This window comes from Paenibacillus sp. MAHUQ-63 (assembly GCF_028765165.1).
Lineage (GTDB): Bacteria > Bacillota > Bacilli > Paenibacillales > NBRC-103111 > Paenibacillus_E.
This window is the reverse complement of the sequence record NZ_JARADB010000002.1, coordinates 853,160-871,963: the sequence shown is the minus strand read 5'-3', so window position 1 is coordinate 871,963 and position 18,804 is coordinate 853,160. Positions and strand designations below refer to the sequence as shown.

Annotated in this window: 16 protein-coding genes; 3 read left to right on the top strand and 13 right to left on the bottom strand. The window is 51.7% G+C overall.

The window, feature by feature from the left end:
- Positions 1-72: 72 nt before the first annotated feature.
- Positions 73-3,510 carry a methionine synthase gene (metH, locus tag PUT07_RS12200; protein ID WP_274468278.1) on the bottom strand — a complete coding sequence of 1,146 codons (3,438 nt, stop codon included), beginning with the start codon at positions 3,508-3,510 and terminating at the stop codon, positions 73-75.
- A 219-nt stretch (positions 3,511-3,729) separates the two neighbouring features.
- On the opposite strand from metH, the gene PUT07_RS12195 reads away from it, so the two are divergent.
- A complete protein-coding gene (locus tag PUT07_RS12195) occupies positions 3,730-4,269 on the top strand; it encodes a 1,2-dihydroxy-3-keto-5-methylthiopentene dioxygenase (protein ID WP_274468277.1) in 540 nt (179 codons plus the stop codon).
- Positions 4,270-4,345: 76 nt separating this feature from the next.
- Here PUT07_RS12195 and PUT07_RS12190 read toward each other — a convergent pair whose 3' ends face one another.
- From PUT07_RS12190 to PUT07_RS12180, 3 genes are all read right to left on the bottom strand, one after another.
- Positions 4,346-5,137, bottom strand: a complete 792-nt coding sequence (locus PUT07_RS12190; RefSeq protein WP_274469304.1) for an HAD family hydrolase — start codon at positions 5,135-5,137, stop codon at positions 4,346-4,348.
- A 43-nt stretch (positions 5,138-5,180) separates the two neighbouring features.
- Positions 5,181-5,363 (bottom strand): DUF896 domain-containing protein, encoded by a 183-nt coding sequence (locus tag PUT07_RS12185; RefSeq protein WP_274468276.1) that lies wholly within the window; start codon positions 5,361-5,363, stop codon positions 5,181-5,183.
- Between the two features lie 140 nt (positions 5,364-5,503).
- On the bottom strand, positions 5,504-5,902 hold the full coding sequence (locus tag PUT07_RS12180) for a LysM peptidoglycan-binding domain-containing protein (RefSeq protein WP_274468275.1): 399 nt from the start codon (positions 5,900-5,902) through the stop codon (positions 5,504-5,506).
- A gap of 148 nt (positions 5,903-6,050) precedes the next feature.
- Between PUT07_RS12180 and lexA the strand changes: the two genes are divergently transcribed.
- The gene (lexA, locus tag PUT07_RS12175) at positions 6,051-6,668 is read left to right on the top strand and encodes a transcriptional repressor LexA (protein WP_127451671.1); all 618 of its coding nucleotides are present in this window, start codon (positions 6,051-6,053) and stop codon (positions 6,666-6,668) included.
- A gap of 411 nt (positions 6,669-7,079) precedes the next feature.
- Entirely contained in the window at positions 7,080-7,538 is a 459-nt protein-coding gene (locus PUT07_RS12170) for a hypothetical protein (RefSeq protein ID WP_274468274.1), read from the top strand.
- On the opposite strand, the gene PUT07_RS12165 is transcribed toward PUT07_RS12170, so the two are convergent.
- The 9 genes from PUT07_RS12165 to PUT07_RS12125 form a co-directional block, all read right to left on the bottom strand.
- Positions 7,539-8,777, bottom strand: coding sequence for an aminopeptidase (locus PUT07_RS12165; protein ID WP_274468272.1), 1,239 nt, complete (start codon positions 8,775-8,777; stop codon positions 7,539-7,541).
- A gap of 92 nt (positions 8,778-8,869) precedes the next feature.
- A complete protein-coding gene (glnA, locus tag PUT07_RS12160; protein WP_379239653.1) occupies positions 8,870-10,210 on the bottom strand; it encodes a type I glutamate--ammonia ligase in 1,341 nt (446 codons plus the stop codon).
- Positions 10,211-10,249: 39 nt separating this feature from the next.
- The gene (locus PUT07_RS12155) at positions 10,250-10,660 is read right to left on the bottom strand and encodes a MerR family transcriptional regulator (protein ID WP_127451665.1); all 411 of its coding nucleotides are present in this window, start codon (positions 10,658-10,660) and stop codon (positions 10,250-10,252) included.
- A gap of 97 nt (positions 10,661-10,757) precedes the next feature.
- Positions 10,758-11,978 (bottom strand): methionine gamma-lyase family protein, encoded by a 1,221-nt coding sequence (locus PUT07_RS12150; protein WP_379239783.1) that lies wholly within the window; start codon positions 11,976-11,978, stop codon positions 10,758-10,760.
- A gap of 32 nt (positions 11,979-12,010) precedes the next feature.
- Positions 12,011-13,336, bottom strand: a complete 1,326-nt coding sequence (hflX, locus tag PUT07_RS12145) for a GTPase HflX (protein WP_274468267.1) — start codon at positions 13,334-13,336, stop codon at positions 12,011-12,013.
- A 187-nt stretch (positions 13,337-13,523) separates the two neighbouring features.
- The gene (efeB, locus tag PUT07_RS12140) at positions 13,524-14,795 is read right to left on the bottom strand and encodes an iron uptake transporter deferrochelatase/peroxidase subunit (protein ID WP_274468266.1); all 1,272 of its coding nucleotides are present in this window, start codon (positions 14,793-14,795) and stop codon (positions 13,524-13,526) included.
- 20 nt (positions 14,796-14,815) lie between these two features.
- Positions 14,816-15,976: an EfeM/EfeO family lipoprotein gene (locus PUT07_RS12135; protein WP_274468264.1), complete on the bottom strand. Its 1,161-nt coding sequence runs from the start codon at positions 15,974-15,976 to the stop codon at positions 14,816-14,818.
- Between the two features lie 26 nt (positions 15,977-16,002).
- The gene (locus tag PUT07_RS12130) at positions 16,003-17,484 is read right to left on the bottom strand and encodes an FTR1 family iron permease (RefSeq protein WP_274468263.1); all 1,482 of its coding nucleotides are present in this window, start codon (positions 17,482-17,484) and stop codon (positions 16,003-16,005) included.
- Positions 17,485-17,711: 227 nt separating this feature from the next.
- Positions 17,712-18,680 (bottom strand): AAA family ATPase, encoded by a 969-nt coding sequence (locus PUT07_RS12125; RefSeq protein ID WP_274468262.1) that lies wholly within the window; start codon positions 18,678-18,680, stop codon positions 17,712-17,714.
- Positions 18,681-18,804: the final 124 nt, after the last annotated feature.

Below are 18,804 nucleotides of genomic sequence, written 5' to 3'. Positions count from 1 at the left end.
AGAGCACGGAAAGCGAGGACGCCGCCGAACACAGGTGTTCGTGCAAGCTGCCTCGCTTTATGCTTCATCCTGTTAACCTACATTGAAATAACGCGCTTCTTTGTGTGCGAACACGATCGCCGAAACCGATGCTTCCGGTTCCATCATGAACGACTCCGTCAGCTCTACGCCGATATCCTCAGGCTTCAGCAGGTTGAAGAGCTTCGCTTGATCTTCCAGATTCGGACAAGCCGGATAACCGAACGAGAAGCGCTGTCCGATATATTTGGCCCCGAAGCGTTCCTGCATCGTCATGTCGACTCTGTCGGCGATTCCCCATACGTCCCGCATAATGTGATGGATCCGCTCGGCGAATCCTTCCGCCACTTCCAGCGCAGTCGCTTGAAGGGCGTGTGATTTCAAATAATCACCGTTATCGCGCCACTCTTTGGCCAGCTCATTGATGCCGTGTCCTGCCGTTACGAGCAAGAAGCCGACATAATCCATCTCACCGCTTTCTACCGACTTGAGATAGTCGGCGAGGCAGAGATACGGTTCCTTATCCTGACGAGGGAACGTGAACGTCTCCAGCACTTTGCTCGTATCCTCCGGATCGTACACGATGACGTCGTTGCCCTGCGACTGTGCCGGGAAGAATCGGTACATGCCGTGCGCCTTGATGATGCCATTCGCTTGGGCGGCATATAGAATCGAGTCTACGGTATCCTTCAACTGCATCGCCTTTGTGTCCTTATCGCTGAGCAGCTGCTCGACTTTGCCTTTCAGACCGAGGTGGTGCCCCAGCAGCATCTGCATGTTGACATACGGCATGAGATGGCCGATCGGATAATCTCTCATAATATGGCGTTCCGTATCCTGCGGCACTTGAACCGGGAGATCCTTGGATACAGCGGACGAACTCACGCGAGTGAGCTGCGGCAGTTTGTCTTCCTTCTTCCCTGCCTCCATCACATCGGATTCCTTGCTCTCTCTCAGCTCCTGGATAAGACGCTCCCGCTGTTCAGGGTCGCTTAGCTTGTTGGCGATATCCAGTCCGTCCATCGCATCCTTCGCATACAGCACGACGCCTTCATACTCAGGTTGAATGCGGGTTTTGGTGAACTTCCGCGTCAATGCGGCGCCGCCGACAAGAATCGGCACATCCACACCGGCTGTCCGCAAGTCCTGCGCCGTAACAACCATTTGTTGGGCGGACTTCACGAGCAATCCGGACAAACCGATCGCGTCCGCTTGTTCCTTGCGGTACGCTTCAATAATTTGCTCCGGCGGTACTTTAATCCCCAGGTTAACAATTTTGTAGCCGTTGTTGGAGAGAATGATTTCCACCAGATTTTTCCCGATATCGTGCACATCGCCTTTGACCGTTGCCAGGATGATTTTCCCTTTAACCGCCGTTTCCGACTTCTCCATGAAAGGTTCCAAGTAACTGACCGACGCTTTCATAACCTCGGCGCTTTGCAGCACTTCCGCTACGATCAGCTCGTTATTGTTGAAGAGACGGCCAACTTCCTCCATCCCCTTCATCAACGGTCCGTTAATGACTTCAAGCGGCGAATATTTCTTGAGCGCTTCGTCCAGATCGGGAATCAGACCTTCCTTCGTACCTTCCACAACGTAAGATCCGAGTCTTTCTTCCAGGGAAAGGTTGGAGATTTTCTCTTTCTTCTCCACTTTCTTCTCACGGAAATGCGCGACAAATTTCGCCAAGGTCTCGTCATTCGTATGATAGATCAGCTCTTCAGCCAGCTGCCGCTCCGCCTCCGGAATCGACGCATACCGTTCCAGCTTCTCCGTGTTCACGATCGCATAGTCGAGACCCGCCTTCGTACAATGGTACAAATAAACCGAGTTCAACACTTCGCGGCCGGCATCCGGCAAGCCGAAGGAAATATTACTTAAGCCGAGAATCGTTTTGGCTCTCGGGTACTTCTCTTTGATCAGCTTGATGCCTTCAATCGTTTCTACGGCAGAACCGATATATTGCGGGTCACCGGAACCGACCGGGAACATATTCGGGTCGAAAATGATATCCTCCGGATTCATGCCGTATTTCTCGGTCAGCAGCTCATAGGAACGTGTGGCTACCTCGAGCTTCGCTTCGCGGGAAACCGCCTGGCCGCGCTCATCGATGAGAATACATACGACGGCGGCGCCGTAACGGTGAATCAAAGGCAGAATGCCGGCGAATTTGGTTTCCCCATCCTCCAGGTTAATGGAGTTGATGATCGCTTTCCCTTGGGAATATTTCAAACCAAGCTCAATGATGTGATCATACGTAGAGTCGATCATCAAAGGTACCTTCACCTTCTTGACCACCTGCTGCATAAACTGCTCCATCGCGTAAGATTCGTCAATATCCGTATCCTGCAAGTTGATATCGATGACATGAGCGCCGTTCTTCACTTGATTGCGGGCAATCTCAGAGCCTTCTTCGAACTTACCTTCCTTGATCAAGCGTTTGAATTTGCGGGAACCCGAAATATTCGTCCGTTCGCCGACCATGACCGGGCGGTTCTCAGGCTCGATATACAGCGTCTCGATCCCCGAAACCGCAGGCAAATGCGTACCGTATTCGGTTCTAGGTTTGAAAGCGCTCAGCGTCTCCGCCATGGCGCGAATGTGATCCGGCGTCGTTCCGCAGCAGCCGCCGGCAATATTCAGCCAGCCCTGTTCGGCGAAGCCCGCCATTTTCTTCGCTAGAGATTCCGGCGATTCGTGATAATGGCCATTCTCATCCGGCAGCCCGGCATTAGGGTAGCAACTGATGGCCGTTTCCGCGATCTCCGACAGCGTCCGGATATGATCCCTCATGAATTCAGGACCTGTCGCACAGTTAAGTCCCATCGAAATCGGCTTCAAATGCTCGAGCGAAATATAGAACGATTCGATATTTTGACCGGCAAGTGTTGTACCCATCGGTTCGATGGTGCCCGAAATCATAATCGGCAGCTCGACGCCGAGTGTCTCGAAAGCCCGGCGAATCCCGATGCTTCCTGCTTTCACATTGAGCGTATCTTGAGAAGTTTCCAATAGAATCGCATCGACCCCGGCTTCGGTTAGGGCAAGGGCTTGCTGGTAATAGCTTTCCTCAAGCTCTGCGAACGTAACCCCTCCGGTGACGGACAATGTCTTGGTCGTCGGACCCATCGCGCCTACGACATAACGCGGCCACTCCGGTGTCGAATATTTGTTAGCAGCCTCAATTGCCAACTTGGCTGCCGCCAGATTAAGCTCGCGGTGACGGTCCTGCAGATCATACTCGGCAAGCACGACACTCGTCGAACCGAATGTGTTCGTTTCTATCATATCCGCGCCTGCGGCAAAGTAAGCTTCGTGAATTTTACGAATCACATCGGGGCGTGTAACGCAAAGAATCTCATTACAGCCATCCAAATCGTCACTGCCGAAGTCTTCCGCGGTTAAATTTTCCTGCTGAATCATCGTACCCATGGCGCCGTCGAGGATCATGATCTTTTTCTTTAGCTGCTCTTGAATCGGTGGTTTAGACATGCAATGACTCCCTTTCAAACTATCCTCATAACGATAGCAAATAAAAAATCGACAAATTATGTTAAGATTTAGTGTAACAGAATCCAGCAACTATGAAAAGAATTTGAATTATCATTAATACCTATAGGATTGATCGGATAATCTTATGTTCTTCCATCGACAGGGCGCATCATTTCCACTATAATACAAGTATATTTACTTTAGAAAGAGGGATGTAGTGTGGCACAGATTAGAATCCGCAATACGGATGAACGCATTGTAGGCGAAGAGCAGGTCAAAGCGTTCCTGGATAGTCAAAATGTCGTGTACGAACATTGGGATACAAATAAGCTTCCTGAGGCGCTTCGCGAGAAATTCGTCCTGAGCGACGAAGAGAAAGCGCAAATCATCTCGGCTTATGAGCCGGAAATCCGCGATTTGGCGGCAAGACGCGGCTACGAGATTTGGGATGTCATTTCCCTGTCCGATGCGACGCCTAACATTGAAGATTTGCTTAAGAAATTCGAACAAGTCCATACGCACACGGAAGATGAGATCCGTGCAATCGTATCCGGTAAAGGTATCTTCATCATCAAATCCGAGGAAATCGGCTATTTCGACGTTGAGCTGGAGCCTGGCGATGTGATCTCCGTTCCTGAGAACACAAACCATTTCTTCACCTTGATGGATAACCGCCAAATCGTAGCTGTCCGCCTGTTCATTGAGAAAGACGGCTGGGTCGCTTACAACGTGGATGACCCGTCCTTTATCAAAGCTTAATTACATGATAAGAGCAAAGCCCAACAGCACTGGACATTCGGTCCAATCGCCGTTGGGCTTTGTTCTGTTTGCCGGACTAGGCGTTCGCGATAATCGGCAAAATATCTTGCAGCCTGGAAACCTCGAACGCAGGGACAATCTCATCTCCGCTTTGCAAGCCATGATGATTGATCCAAATGTTCCTCATGCCGACGCTGCCCGAACCAAGAATATCGGTTGTCAGTTTATCGCCGATCATGATGCCTTCTTCAGGTTGGATCCCCAGCAACCCTAATGCATGATGGAAAATGGATACATCCGGTTTCCCAACCCCGAACTCGCCGGAGATGACAATGTGGTCAAAATAGCCGGAAATGTCAGGTACGCCTGCCAGCTTTTCCTTCTGCAAATCGGGAGATCCGTTCGTTAACAAGAGCAGTTGGTACTTCCCTTTCAACGCATCGAGAACGCGGAACGTTTCCTCATAGACGAGCGGCCGCTTGCGGCGTTCTGCCGGGAAAAGCTCCCCAAGCTTGTACCCCAGCTCGCGGTCTTCAATGCCAAGCGCGCGCAGCCCGCGGGTCCACGACTCCGTGCGGTAGCCAGGTGCTAATTGCTGCAGCTTGCGGAAATTCTCATTCTCGCCTTGCGTGAAATTCGCCCATAGTCCCTCGAACGGATTAATGCCAATCATTTTCGTAAACGGGAACGTCTCATAAGATTCATACAAGGCCCGGGCTTCTTTGCGAACGGCAGCTTCCAGCTCCTCCGGGTTAACGGCAGCATGCCGCGCAGCTTCCTCACAAGTCGCATCGAACGCTTCCTGCACACTACGGTCGTCCCATAACAGCGTGTCATCCAAATCAAAAAGTACAGCCTTCAACGTCATCATTCATTTCCCCTTTGAATGTTGTCTCTATGTGAACGAGCAATTACTCTTCGTCCGTGAACTTGATAGAATCAAGCTGAACTTTAAGATTGCCTCGAAAAGCCTCGATATAAATTCTTCTGAGCTCATTGCGTTCATCGATTTCTGCGTCCGTCAAGCCGACGGTTTTCGCTTTGCGTGCTAGCTCATTGATGCGCTCGATGTTTTTCTCCATACTGTCGCTCATAGTGATCCTCCAGTCCAAATGTCAATATGACTATTACTTTGCCATCCCTCTACGGGATTGTCAAGAAAACGACAAAAAGAGCCATCGGATCATGTCCAAGCCTCTTTCAGTTCTTACTCTATTCAGTTTATGCCCGAGAGCTAGGGGAGCAACAGCACTTGCCCTTCATTCAAAGAACTTGTTGCAAGATGGTTTAATGATTTAATCTTATCTATGTAGGAACGTACGTTCTCCTTGCTGTGCTTATTCGCTTCCGCGATAGCCCAGAGCGTATCTCCAGCTTGAATAACGATCTTCTGGTGCACCTCCGCCTTGGAGACCGTGTGAACGGGTACGCTTGCTGTCGGTGATGTCGTGGAAGCCGCATAAGCTTGTACCATAGCACCAAATGAGAACACAGTGCCTAGTATCATTACAATAATTACTAAGCGGATCATTGCTTTCGTGTGACGTTGTTTGATCGTTGTGATTACTTCGGACACTGAAGCGGATCTATGAGGTGTGCGTGATTGATTGTTCTGTGTGTAAGCCATATACATGATTCATCATCTCCCAAACATTTGTTCTGGTATTAGAATAACACGAACACTTGTTTGTGTCAACGGATTTTCTCGAACTTATGTTTGTACGAACTCGGGTTCTATGTTATACTTTGGGTAATGATTCCCAGTATTGGAGTGATAACTATTGAGTAAGATTTCGCAGCGTCAGCAAGCTATTTTGGAATACATTAAGAACGAAGTGAAAGATAAGGGCTACCCGCCTTCCGTACGCGAAATCGGCGAGGCTGTCGGACTAGCCTCCAGTTCTACGGTTCACGGCCATTTGGAGCGCCTTGAGAAGAAAGGTTTGATCCGCCGGGATCCGACGAAGCCTAGAGCTATCGAGATTCTCGGGTTAGACGGCGCAGAAACGCATTTCGCCGTATCCGTTGCGCGCGTACCGCTCGTAGGTAAAGTTACTGCTGGGGTGCCGATTACGGCCACGGAGAACATCGAAGACTACTTCCCACTGCCAGTCAGCATGGTCGGCGACAACAATGTGTTTATGCTCAGCGTTATGGGGGACAGTATGATCGAGGCTGGCATTCATAACGGCGACTATGTCATCGTCAAGCAGCAGCAGACGGCAAATAACGGCGACATCGTCGTAGCCATGACGGAAGATGACGAAGCGACGGTGAAACGCTTCTATAAGGAGAAGGACCATATTCGTCTGCAGCCGGAGAACTCCGCATTGAAGCCGATTCTATTGAAGAACGTCACGATCCTCGGACGCGTTATCGGACTTTTCAGAGATATGTAAGAGAAAGCCGCCTGGCTTGAATAGGCGGCTTTTTTATTTGGAATTGCTTGGAAGCCGGCATCCTTGCCCTGCCGGCCGGTAGCTGGAAAAGCTCCAGTTATTTCAACCTGGTTTCGGCTTCCTGAGTGAATAGCTGGAATTTCTCCCGCTAAAAAAAGCGATTCGAGGTCGATTGCAGGAAATGCCGTGGAAATAACAGGAAATTTTCCAGTTAACTTGCTGCGGGAGCCTCTTTCCCCTTAAATAACGGGAGAAATTCCAGTTAACCCGCTCGGGCGTGTGCTATGCTAAAGATCCAACAAAAAAGCGCCAAAACGACTAAATAACCAGTCGTTCAGCGCTTTTTATTGGGAACATTTTCATGCTTCTGTTCGTTTAATGAATGATAACCCGATCCTGGAGGTCACGCCCATGAGAATCCGTTTCAGTATCCCTTTCAGTATCCCTTTCAGAATTCTTCCTAGAATCCCAACCATGCTGCTCCTAGCGCTCACCATCCTGCTGCTGTCCAGCTGCGGCTCCGCCGATCCTGCCGATCCCGCTCCCCCCTTAACCGCCAAGACGCTCCAAGAGCTGTACCCGGGCGATCTGACCAAGGTAGATGCCATCGAAATCCGCAGCGGATCCACCGGCGAATTGAAATCATTCACCGACCCGGCGAACGTACAGCAATGGATCAACCAAGTACGAGATACGGTATTCCAGCCGGATCCGAATCAAGAAGACCGTGCGGGCTTTCTATACGCGGTGTCGCTGCTGGAGAACAAACAGGTGAAATTCAGCTTCACCCCGAACAGCACAGGCGGCCATTACTATCTATACAATGAACAATTAACGAACAGCATACGAACACTTTTTGAAAGCAAATAATTAAAACGCAAGCGCCCAGTTGCCCGCACGGAAAATAGGCTCCACGCGGCCGTCCGGCAGCTCTCCGTCGATCTCCAGATCGGAAGTTCCAACCATGAAGTCCACATGGATCAAGCTGGTGTTCCCTCCCCTGGCTTTCAGCTCTTCGTTCGACAGCGAGGCGCCGTCTTTCATATTGATCGGATAGCAGCTGCCCAAGGCAAGGTGGCAGGAGGCATTCTCGTCAATTCCCGTATTATAAAAGATCCGCTTCACATTAGAGATCGGAGAATCGTAGGGAACAAGCGCGACTTCGCCCAAATAACGGGCCCCTTCGTCCATCTCCAACAGCCTTGCCAAGTGCTCGTACCCGACTTCGGCTTGGTAATCCACCACTTTCCCGTTCTCGAAGGTGAACGAGAACTTATCGACAAGCGCCCCGTTGATATTAAGCGGCATCGTGCTGGCAACCGTCCCATGAACGCCTGTCCGCTTAGGCATCGTGAACACTTCCTCCGTCGGCATGTTCGCAACGAACCGGATGCCGCTGGCGTTCGCCTTATCGCCGCCCAGCCAGATATGATCCGCCGGCAGCTCGACGCGCAGATCCGTCCCCGCAGCGCGGTATTGCAGCGCGGCATACTGCTTCTCGTTCAGCACCTTCCGAACGCGCTTCAACTGCTCGATATGCGTCCGCCACGCCGCCACCGGATCATCTTCATACACGCGATTGAAGCGGAATACCGCATCCCACATCGCTTCCACCCGCTGATCCTCCGGAAGATCCGCATAAACTTTCGAGGCCCAGGCGGTTGTCGGGGCTTTGATCAAACACCAACTGAACGTACTCGTTCTTACATACTGCTGATATTTGGACCGCGCTGTCGCCGCCGCTTTGGAAGCTCTGGAGATGACGGCGGCATCAAGGCCCGCGTAGAGATCAGGATCAGGCACTTTGATATTCAGCAAAGCCCCGCCGTTCTCGACAAAGCGCTCCAGCATGTCCGTATGCCACTTCGGATAATAATCAAGCGCATCGTCGTGGGCATACGCCAACCGGCTGCGGGTCACAACATCATCCTGCCAGTTCACTTGAACGTAATTCGCACCGGCTTCATAAGCCTTCTTGACGATCATTCTCGTCAACTCCAGACACTCGATCGGCGATTCGATCATGAGGTCTTGACCTTTGTTCAAATTAACGCCGATTCTCACAACCAGTTCGGCATATTTTTCTAAGTTTTTCATAAAGTTGTCCATTCGTCGTTCCCGCTCCTTCGCATGAAAAAGCCCATCAGTCCATGCCAAGCATGTAACTGACGGGCTGATCTATCTAATTGTTACGCTTCGTTCTAGTACAGGGACAGATATTGATCTCTTTCCCACTGATGAACTTGCGTTCTATACATATCCCATTCGATCTCTTTCAATTCGTAGAAATGAGCCAGAGCATGCTCGCCGAGGGTGTCGCAGATCACTTCATCGCGAATCAGTTCGTCCAACGCTTGCTTCAAGTTCAGCGGCAAGCTTGGAATGCCTTGGCTTTCTCTCTCTTCTTCCGTCATCACATAGATGTTGCGGTCGGTTGGAGGAGGGAGCTGCATTTTGTTCTTAATGCCGTCCAGACCTGCGGCCAGCATGACTGCCAGCGCGAGGTACGGATTAGCAGCCGGATCCGGATTGCGCACTTCAACGCGCGTGCTCAGACCGCGGGAAGCCGGGATCCGAATCATCGGAGAACGGTTGCTCGCCGACCATGCTACATAGCAAGGAGCTTCGTAGCCTGGGACAAGACGCTTGTATGAGTTAACGGTAGGGTTCGTAATCGCCGCGAAAGAACGCGCATGGCGCAGTACACCTGCCATATAATGTCTCGCTACGTTACTTAAACCTAACTTGTCGCTCTCGTCATAGAACGCGTTGACATCGCCTTTGAACAGCGATTGGTGGCAGTGCATACCGGAGCCGTTCATGCCGAACAATGGTTTAGGCATGAAGGATGCGTGCAGGCCGTGCTGTCGGGCTACGGTTTTGACAACGAGCTTGAATGTCTGGATCTGGTCAGCCGCTTGGATCGCATCGGCATATTTGAAATCGATCTCATGCTGGCCAGGCGCCACTTCGTGATGGGAAGCTTCGATTTCGAAGCCCATTTCTTCCAAAGTTAAGACGATGTCGCGGCGGCAGTTTTCGCCGAGGTCCATCGGCGCCAAGTCGAAATAACCGCCTTGGTCGTTCAACTCCGTCGTCGGGTTGCCTTTCTCGTCGGTTTTGAACAGGAAGAACTCCGGCTCAGGCCCGACGTTCATGGCCGTGTAACCCATTTCTTCCGCTTGCTTCAGCGCATTTTTCAAAATTTGACGGGGATCCCCAGGGAACGGACGGCCATCCGGCAAGTAAATGTCACAGATCAAACGGGCAACTTTGCCTTCCGTCACCCACGGGAAAATGACCCATGTATTCAAATCCGGATACAGATACATATCCGACTCTTCAATGCGCACATAGCCTTCGATCGAAGAACCGTCGAACATCATTTTGTTGTCAAGCGCTTTCTCCAATTGGCTGAAAGGAATCTCAACGTTCTTAATGCTGCCCATCAAATCCGTAAACTGCAAGCGAATGAACCGGACGTTCTCTTCTTTGGCAATGCGTAAAATGTCTTCTTTGGTAGGATTGTTGTTGTAAGTCAAGTTCATTCTCCTCTCATTGTTACAAGCGCTTACGAAACGTTATTTATAAAACCGGGAGAGCTGACCTTGAATCAATGAAACTTGATCCGGACGTTTTCCCCCGCCGATCAACTGCTGCTTAAGCATTTTGTGCAGTTGGGAATCGGTTAACTCTTTACGCTTAACTTCCGTATGCTCGTTCAAAATCGTAGCATCTTCCGAATCTTTATCGACCGGGATGAGCACTTGCTTGATCCCAGCGATATTCACACCTTTTTCAATCAGATCTTTAATCTCAAGTAGCCGTTCTACATCGTTAAAGGAATAGAGTCGTTGATTGCCGCCTGTTCTGGCTGGAATAATGAGCTCATGCTGCTCGTAATATCGAATCTGTCTCGCGGTTAAATCGGTCAGCTTCATGACGATCCCAATCGGGAATAACGCCATATTTCTACGTATTTCATCACTCATGCTAATCACTCCTGCAAAGTTAAGTACCTCTCCTATATTGTACCTAAGTAACAAAAACGTGTCAAGGAGTGTAAGGTTTGTTCACAGTCTAAAATTTTCAAAGCAATCCCTTGTCTACCATATGTTGGATCGCCGTCAACACCCCTAACTTGCAGTGTGAATAGGTGAGTCCACCCTGCATGTACGCAATGTACGGCTCGCGGATCGGCGCATCGGCGGACAATTCTAAGCTGCCTCCCTGGATGAAGGTGCCTGCCGCCATAATGACGGGATGCTCGTAACCCGGCATATCCCACGGCTCCGGCACGACGTGCGAATCGACGGCAGCCGCCTTCTGGATGCCCTGCACGAACGTGATCAGATGCTCCGCGGACGTGAAGCGGATCGCCTGGATCAGATCCGTCCGCGGAGCGTCCCAACGCGGATGGCTCTCAAAGCCCAGCTGTTCGAACACAGCCGCCGCGAACACCGAGCCCTTGACGGCTTGCCCAACCAGATGCGGGGCAAGGAACAGCCCTTGAAACATGGCTCGCGTCGCCCCGAGCATGGCCCCGACCTCGCCCCCGATGCCCGGGGCGGTCAACCGGTAGGCGGCAAGATCCACGAGGTGCTGCCGGCCGGCGATATAGCCGCCGGACGGGGCGATGCCGCCGCCCGGGTTCTTGATCAGCGAGCCGGCCATGAGATCGACGCCAACCTGCGTCGGCTCCTGGAGCTCGGTAAACTCGCCGTAACAATTATCGACGAATACGATAACGTCCGGCTTGATTTCCTTGACGAAACGAACCATTTCGCCGATTTGCTCAATGGTGAACGACGGCCGCCACGAATAGCCGCGCGAGCGCTGAATGCCGATCACCTTCGTATTCGGCTGGATGGCTGCGGAGATGGCCGCCCAGTCCGGCGCTCCCTCTTCCGTCAAAGCGACTTCGCCGTAGCCGATGCCGAAGTCCTGCAGCGAGCCGGTACCGTCGCCCGGCTTCCCGATCACTTTATGCAATGTGTCATAGGGCTTCCCCGTGATGTAAAGTAGATGTTCACCTGGGCGCAGCACACCGAACAATGCGGTGCCGATCGTATGCGTCCCGGATACGAAATGAGGCCTCACCAGCGCCGCCTCCGCTCCCATCGCATCGGCGTACACGAGATCGAGCACTTCGCGTCCCCGGTCATTATAGCCGTAGCCTGTCGAAGAGGCGAAATGATAATCGCTTACTTTATGTTTCTGAAAAGCACCGATCACTTTCCATTGATTAAGGTCTATCGTTTGTTCGATTTGACGCAAAGCGCTTTCGGCTTGCCGCTCCGCGCTTTCCATCAATTTCATTACTTTATCCCCAAATTGCATGATTAATAAGTCTCTCCCTCGTTGTTGTGAAGCTCCAGTGAAGCTTGTTGGTCATACGCAACCAATTGATATGCCACTTTCACATAATCATCCTTGTTCACGCGGACTTTGAACAGCATATCCTCGCCGTCAACACCGGTCTCCAGCACATCACCGATCCGGTACATGAGCGAAATGACATCGCCTTTGTCCGCCGGGATCCGGAACTCCTTGCTCTCCCCCATCAGCTTCTCTTGGATCGCGAACCGCAGCCGCTCCAAGTCTTCCTCCTGGAATGCGCTGATTTTCAAAAACTCGCCCTCGGCGGTCAGCATCTCGCGCTCTTCCGGCGTGCAGGCGTCGATCTTGTTGAAAACCGTCAGCTGCTCCTTCTGATGCGCACCGAGCTCCTCAAGCACTTCTCCGACGACGCGCATCTGCTCGTTGCGCATATCGGTTGAGCTGTCGACTACGTGCAAGATCAAATCCGCTTCGTTCGCCTCCTCCAAGGTTGCGCGGAAGGATGCAACCAGATCGTGCGGCAAATTCTGAATGAAACCGACCGTATCGGTTAGAACGATTTCCTTGCCGCTCGGCAATTCCATCGTCCTGGATGTCGGATCCAGCGTTGCGAACAGCTGATTCTCAATATAGACGTCGGCTTGCGTTAATTGTTTCAATAATGTGGACTTGCCTGCGTTCGTATAGCCAACCAAAGCGACTTGAAACACCCCGGTCTTCTTCCGGCGTTCCCGGTGCAGGTTGCGGTGGCGTACAACCTCCTCCAGCTGCGCCTTCAATTCGTCGATGCGGCCGCGGATATGCCGGCGGTCCGTCTCCAGCTTCGACTCCCCCGGTCCTCTGGTACCGATACCGCCGCCGAGTCTGGAGAGGTTCTTCCCTTGTCCGGATAGCCTTGGAAGCAAGTAAGACAGCTGCGCCAATTCGACCTGAATGATGCCCTCGCGGGTTTTGGCCCGCTGCGCGAATATATCCAGAATCAACTGCGTGCGGTCAATGATTTTGACATCCAGAGCCGCCTCCAGATTGCGTACTTGAGCGCCCGAAAGCTCTTGATCGAAAATAGCGGTGTTCCCGCCGAGCTCCTCCAGCCTCGCCTTCAGCTCATCGACCTTCCCTTTGCCGATAAACCACTTGGTGTCCTTCGTTTCTTTGTTCTGCGTCATCGTCTCCAAAACCTGCACACCTGCAGTTTCGGCCAATTTCACTAGCTCCTGCAGGGAATACGCAGCGATAGCTTCATTCCGCTTCTGCTGCTGGGTTACCAGACTAACGAGGATGGCGCGGTCATCGATCTCTTTTTCAACCATATGTGAATTTAATTTCATAAGCTTGTCGTCTCCTTTGGCCTCGCGGGTTCACGATTGGAATCGCCCGTCATGCAGCGGATTCCCTCATCAATTGTGGAGGAAATGCTTGGGAAAGTCAATTTGCGTCAGCCGGAAAATTCTATTATAACGAAGGCGCACAAAAAAACCGAAAGGCCTGCAGCCTTCCGGTAGCTTTCCACCAATGTTACACAAATAAACTTTGGCCCAAATAAGATTCCTTCGCGGCAACTCCGGGGAGTACGGCAAAGTAGCCTCCGCCAGTCGTTTCCGTATAGGCCAGCATCTGATCCGGAAGCTTGGGATTCGTCAGACGCTTCTGAATGGATTCGAATTGAGTCTGGATATTCCGGTTGAAACACACAAACAGCAGACCCGCGCTCAGCCGGCCGACACTATCCAAGTTCTCCATGAAATTGTAGCCTCTGCGCAGGATGCGCTCCCTCTCGGACTGCTCACCGTTGCGCGGGTTCGAAAGCCGAATATGGGAGTCAAGCGCCGTCACTTTCCCTGCCGGATCTCCGGCGAAATCAGGCTGGTCCAATTCATTCTGTCCATCGAGCGGCGCACCCGATACTTTCTGGCGGCCGATGATTTCCTCTTGATCGGCGTATGTCTGTTGATCCCAGGTTTCAATCCGCATCTGAATGCGCCTGACAACCATGAAAGTCCCCCCGGCCAGCCATGGAGCGCCATCGCTGCCGTCGATCCACACGTTATTCTTCATGAACGTATCGTCATTCAATGCGGGATTATTCGTGCCATCCTTGAAGCCGAACAGATTGCGCTTCGTACCTTGCGATTTCACGCCCAACTGACCTGTCTGCTGCCAGCGCAAATGAGCCACGCCGCGAGCCGCCTTGGCCAAATTGCGAATCGCATGGAAACAGATCATCGGATCGTCCGAACATGCCTGAATGAGCAAATCCCCGTGCGTCAATTGATCCTGTAACGAATCTTTGTGAAAGATCGGCATCTCGGTCAAACCTGCCGGCTTCCGCGCACGAATGCCGAACCGGTCAACCCCGTCCTTTTCAAAAAGTGTGGCCCCTATTGCAAAAGTTAACGTTAGCTTGCCCGTATCCAGACCGATCTGCTCACCGGTATCTGTCGGGGGAAATCCCGCTTCCTGCGGCTCAGCGGCCAGAGGCTTGCCCGCCATCAGCGTTGCCGCCATTTCCGTCCATGTCTTGAGCAGCTCTTTCAATTCCTGCACATCGGAAGTGGTCACGTCGAACGCCGCCATGTTGGCGAAGTTTTGAGCCGGCGTCAAGACTCCGGTTTGGTGAGGGCCATAGAAGGAGATCGTTTCGTTCGGCGCATCCGCCGAGGCCATGCTCTTCTTCGTACTGCCGGTCACGCCTTCCTGCGCTTTGTCCAGCAATTGACCCAAAACAAGCCCGGCCGCTCCTGCCGCCGTCATGCCTAGAAATGCCCGGCGATTCATTTTATCTGGCATTGCCCGCTCCCCTCCAAGGATTATTTACTGAGCGTTCCCGGCATCTTCACGAGCGGTTCCGCCAGGGCTTCCAATTTATTTTTCAAATCGATCTGCTTGGTCTGATCCAGCTTGCCGAAATCCGTCCACGCTGCACCTGCCGGCGAAAGGGTATTCATCGCTTCTATGACGGCCGTCATACTCTTGGAAATTTTGTCGTCCAGGGCAGCATCTTTCTTCTTCAGCTCCGGTTTGACCAGATCATAGATCGCTTGCGCGCCTTCTACGTTCGCTCGGATTACCGGAATGGTCGCACCGCTCCAGCGTTCCTCTTCACCGGTAATTTTACTGGACTGAGCTTCCTCCATCAGTTCCCCGACTCCAGCGATGAAGTCCGACGCTTCGATCGTTGTTGCCGCAATGGCTTGCTGCATTTTCTTCCCGTCTTCCAACAAACGCGATGAGAACGGCTCAGCCTCTTTCACGCTTTTCTTCACGAACAGCAGATGCTCAATTCGGTGATAGCCTGTGAAGTCGGGATCCTTCTCGTTTTTGAAATCATCTACGCGAGCATCCATAACGCCATCCAACTCACTGAACGTTTCGATAATCGGTTCTATTCTTTCGTATGGCATCCGGGACTGGCCATAGGCTTCCTGGGCTTTTTTCAAATCACCGCTTTTCACGGCGGCATCCAGCTGTTCAAGACCGGCAACCAATTGCTTGCCTTGCTCCTGGACATATTGGTTGTAGGCTTTGGCTGCCGCCTGAAGCTCCTGGGATGCAGCGATCACATCCTTATTCACCGCGCCTTTATTCTCTGCGAAGGACGATGCGAGTTCGGTTAACGCCGTCTTCAGATTGGTATTGAGTGCCGTTAATGCCGCATAATCCAGTTTGTCTTGCTTCAGCCCAGCTTCAAGCGGAATGAGGAATTTCTCCACTTTAAAATACAACTCCGGATATTTGGGCTTCACTTCGTCTTCGAAACTCGCCCACTGCGCTTCAAGCTGCGTGGAGAGTTTCTTCGCATCCTTCACTTTGCTGCTATCAAGCTGCGTTTTCAGCCCGTCTATGCTTGCGATCAAGGCAGCCGACCCTTCCTTGAAAGGCACCTTCGCCACTTCGGCAGGCTCCGTTTTCCCGCAGCCTGCCAGCATCACCGTTGCTGCTGCCGCTAAGACAATGAGTTTTTTGTTCATGAGTGATATTCTCCTCTTACATTAAATTATTTGTAGACCGTACTGTTATTGCTCTGAAAGGCTTTAAGCCGCTGCCACATGACGGCAATCATGGCGCTAAACAGCAGCAGAAGCTGCGGAATCGTGCTCTCCAGGGTCGGATACAAGGCAACGAATTCCCAGCTGGGCAGCCAAGACTCTGTCGTTGCGGGCAAATATCCGGCCAGTTGAAGTCCGTGAACGCCCATCCCGGCGAATTTAAAGCATAAATAAAAGACGAATATGCTGGAAATGAGAAAGAATGGCCGCATCGGAATGCGTAAGCCGATTTTGAGAATAAGGAAAGCCACGAGCAGCAGAATGAACACGCCGATGCCAATTCCGCCTAATAAAGAGCTCAAAGATATCGAGGACGCCATCCCGATCATGAAGAGGACTGTTTCCGTCCCTTCACGGAACACGGCCAGGAAGGCCAGCAAGCTCAGGGACACAAGACTCCCGGTTGCCAGCGCCTTGACACTTTGATCCCGTATGTATTTCTGCCAATTCGAAACGCTGGATTTGCTGTGCAGCCAGTAGCTCATATACAGCAGCATAAGCGCTGCAAAAATACCGGTACAACCGGCAATCAAGAAATTATTGTTACCGAAGGCGCTGGCTGAGAACAGCTGCTGTACAACGACGCCAAGTGCGACGCTGACCAGTAAACCGCCCAGTACACCGAACCAGATCCAACGTTTTTTATCACTGTGACCCGATTTATTTAAGAACCCCAGCAGGGCGATGATAACCAATAGAGCTTCCAAGCCTTCCCGGATCAAAATCGTCGTTGCATCCAGCATCGTATATCTGGTCTTGGCAGCAAGCGGGCTTAGATCCGCATGCATGCGGGCGATCGTTGCCGATGCATCGCTTACCTTCGCAGGAACCGCAGACAACTGGGCATAGGCTGTAACCATATCCCTCTCCATCGAAGAATAGATTTCCGAGGACTGTGTCAGAACGATCCCCTCAATCTGCAGCCAAGAGGACCGCAGCTCTTCAATGCTGGCCGCAGCACCCTGCACATCGTTCTCCTTTAGCTGTCCTGACGCCTTCTCCAGCAAAGTGACGAGGGAAGCCACCGTGACTTGAGCGTCTCCTTGAGCGGCTTGGCCGAAAGCATCCAAATTACCGTCAACGAAGCTCTGGTTGAGCGTATGGAGCTCTTTCAGCCCGGCAATAAGCTTAGAGACATCGACAGGCTGCTTCACGGTTTGAAAGGCGATCTCTCCCATCGCTTGTTCGATCTTTTGATACGCAGCTAGCGAACGCTGCTTCACACCATCCTCATAGCCTAGCCAGTTTATTTGGAACTTGTCGAACCGTTCGGACGCTTCCTTCACGTTGCCGCTCTCCGCAGCCTGTATGGCAAGCACGATGCTCTGATCTTCCTTGGCCAAATCATCCTCCGCTTTCGCCATAACAGTAAATGGCACGGAAAAAAACATGAACAGTGCAATCCAACTGGCTATCAACATTTTGGGCATGTTGTTTCGCCTCCTCGCGAACCTACAATGTCTTCTATCACATTGCTTGATAATGATTATCAGTGTCATAATTACTCTGTCTATTTTACTCGGTTCTTTCAACCTGTCAATTGCTTTATGCAAAATAAAAAAAAAGAGAATGCCAATTCCATCAAAATGGAAGCATTCTCTTGCTATGTTCGCATTCACTGCACATCGAACCTGACTCCCCGAATTCCGGGTAAATCTCATTTGAATCTCATATCCTCCGGCCGTATCGACATTAACTCCGACTTCGACGGCGCGTTCACATATTGGCTCAGAAGCCGCACCGCTTGGTGCCTCATCGCTTTCTCCAGGATGTTGCGCACATACCTTGCATTGCTGAAAGCCCGCCAGGTCGCAGCCTTCTCCTCCGCCAGATGCTGCTTCAACTTCATCACCGTCTGCGGCAAAAGGACGTACTCCCGCTCTTTGGCCATCAGCTCCGTAATCTGCACCAATTGTTCGATCGGATAATCCTCGAAGTCAATCTGAATCGGGAAACGGGAGGGGAGCCCGGGATTCGTCGCGAGAAACTGCTCCATTTCATCGCTGTAGCCCGCAAGAATCAGAATAAAGTCATTCTTCTTATCCTCCATCCCCTTGACCAGCGCATCGATGGATTCCTTCCCGAAATCTTTGTCCCCGCCCCGCGCCAAACTATAGGCTTCGTCAATGAAGAGGATGCCGCCCATCGCCTTTTTCATCAATTCCCTCGTCTTGAGCGCGGTATGCCCGATATATTCCCCTACCAGATCGGCACGCTCCACTTCGATGAAATGCCCCTTGCTGAGCACTCCCATGGCATGAAACATACGGCCCATTAGCCTTGCCACCGTTGTTTTCCCTGTTCCTGGACTCCCTTTGAAAATCATATGGTACACATGTGCATTACTAAGCAGGCCGGCTTCCGCGCGGAATTGCGAAATTTGCAGGAGCGCATAAATTTCGTGGACCAACGCTTTGACATTATCGAGGCCTATCAATTGATTCAACTCTTTGAAAATATCCGATAACGGACCCTCGGAAGGCGTCCTTTTTCCGGTTTGCTGCGGTTCGGCATCAGCCAGCGGCGAAGCGTGAATCGGGTCGCCTGCTCCATCAATCGCTCGCCGATGCTCCGGCTGCCTGAGTACGATGTTAATCTGTCTGGAGGGCAAGCTTCGACCACTCATGAGGATCACCCCGTTTACAAGTTGGTTTCGATGGATGGGAAATGGATGGTATCTCTCCATCCTACGCGGCAATCGGGCTTTTTAGACCGCAGAATTGCCCTGTAATTGGAAGAAGCCTCCGGAC

Bases quoted from the DNA above. Each gene is read 5' to 3' on its own strand.
- PUT07_RS12180 (WP_274468275.1), bottom strand. From the start codon at position 5,902: ATGTATATGGCTTACACACAGAACAATCAATCACGCACACCTCATAGA.
- PUT07_RS12150 (WP_379239783.1), bottom strand. From the start codon at position 11,978: ATGGAAAGCGCGGAGCGGCAAGCCGAAAGCGCTTTGCGTCAAATCGAA.
- efeB (WP_274468266.1), bottom strand. From the start codon at position 14,795: ATGCCAGATAAAATGAATCGCCGGGCATTTCTAGGCATGACGGCGGCA.
- metH (WP_274468278.1), bottom strand. From the start codon at position 3,510: ATGTCTAAACCACCGATTCAAGAGCAGCTAAAGAAAAAGATCATGATC.
- PUT07_RS12130 (WP_274468263.1), bottom strand. From the start codon at position 17,484: ATGCCCAAAATGTTGATAGCCAGTTGGATTGCACTGTTCATGTTTTTT.
- PUT07_RS12135 (WP_274468264.1), bottom strand. From the start codon at position 15,976: ATGAACAAAAAACTCATTGTCTTAGCGGCAGCAGCAACGGTGATGCTG.
- PUT07_RS12125 (WP_274468262.1), bottom strand. From the start codon at position 18,680: ATGAGTGGTCGAAGCTTGCCCTCCAGACAGATTAACATCGTACTCAGG.
- PUT07_RS12185 (WP_274468276.1), bottom strand. From the start codon at position 5,363: ATGAGCGACAGTATGGAGAAAAACATCGAGCGCATCAATGAGCTAGCA.
- PUT07_RS12155 (WP_127451665.1), bottom strand. From the start codon at position 10,660: ATGAGTGATGAAATACGTAGAAATATGGCGTTATTCCCGATTGGGATC.
- PUT07_RS12190 (WP_274469304.1), bottom strand. From the start codon at position 5,137: ATGACGTTGAAGGCTGTACTTTTTGATTTGGATGACACGCTGTTATGG.
- PUT07_RS12165 (WP_274468272.1), bottom strand. From the start codon at position 8,777: ATGGACAACTTTATGAAAAACTTAGAAAAATATGCCGAACTGGTTGTG.
- PUT07_RS12170 (WP_274468274.1), top strand. From the start codon at position 7,080: ATGAGAATCCGTTTCAGTATCCCTTTCAGTATCCCTTTCAGAATTCTT.
- hflX (WP_274468267.1), bottom strand. From the start codon at position 13,336: ATGAAATTAAATTCACATATGGTTGAAAAAGAGATCGATGACCGCGCC.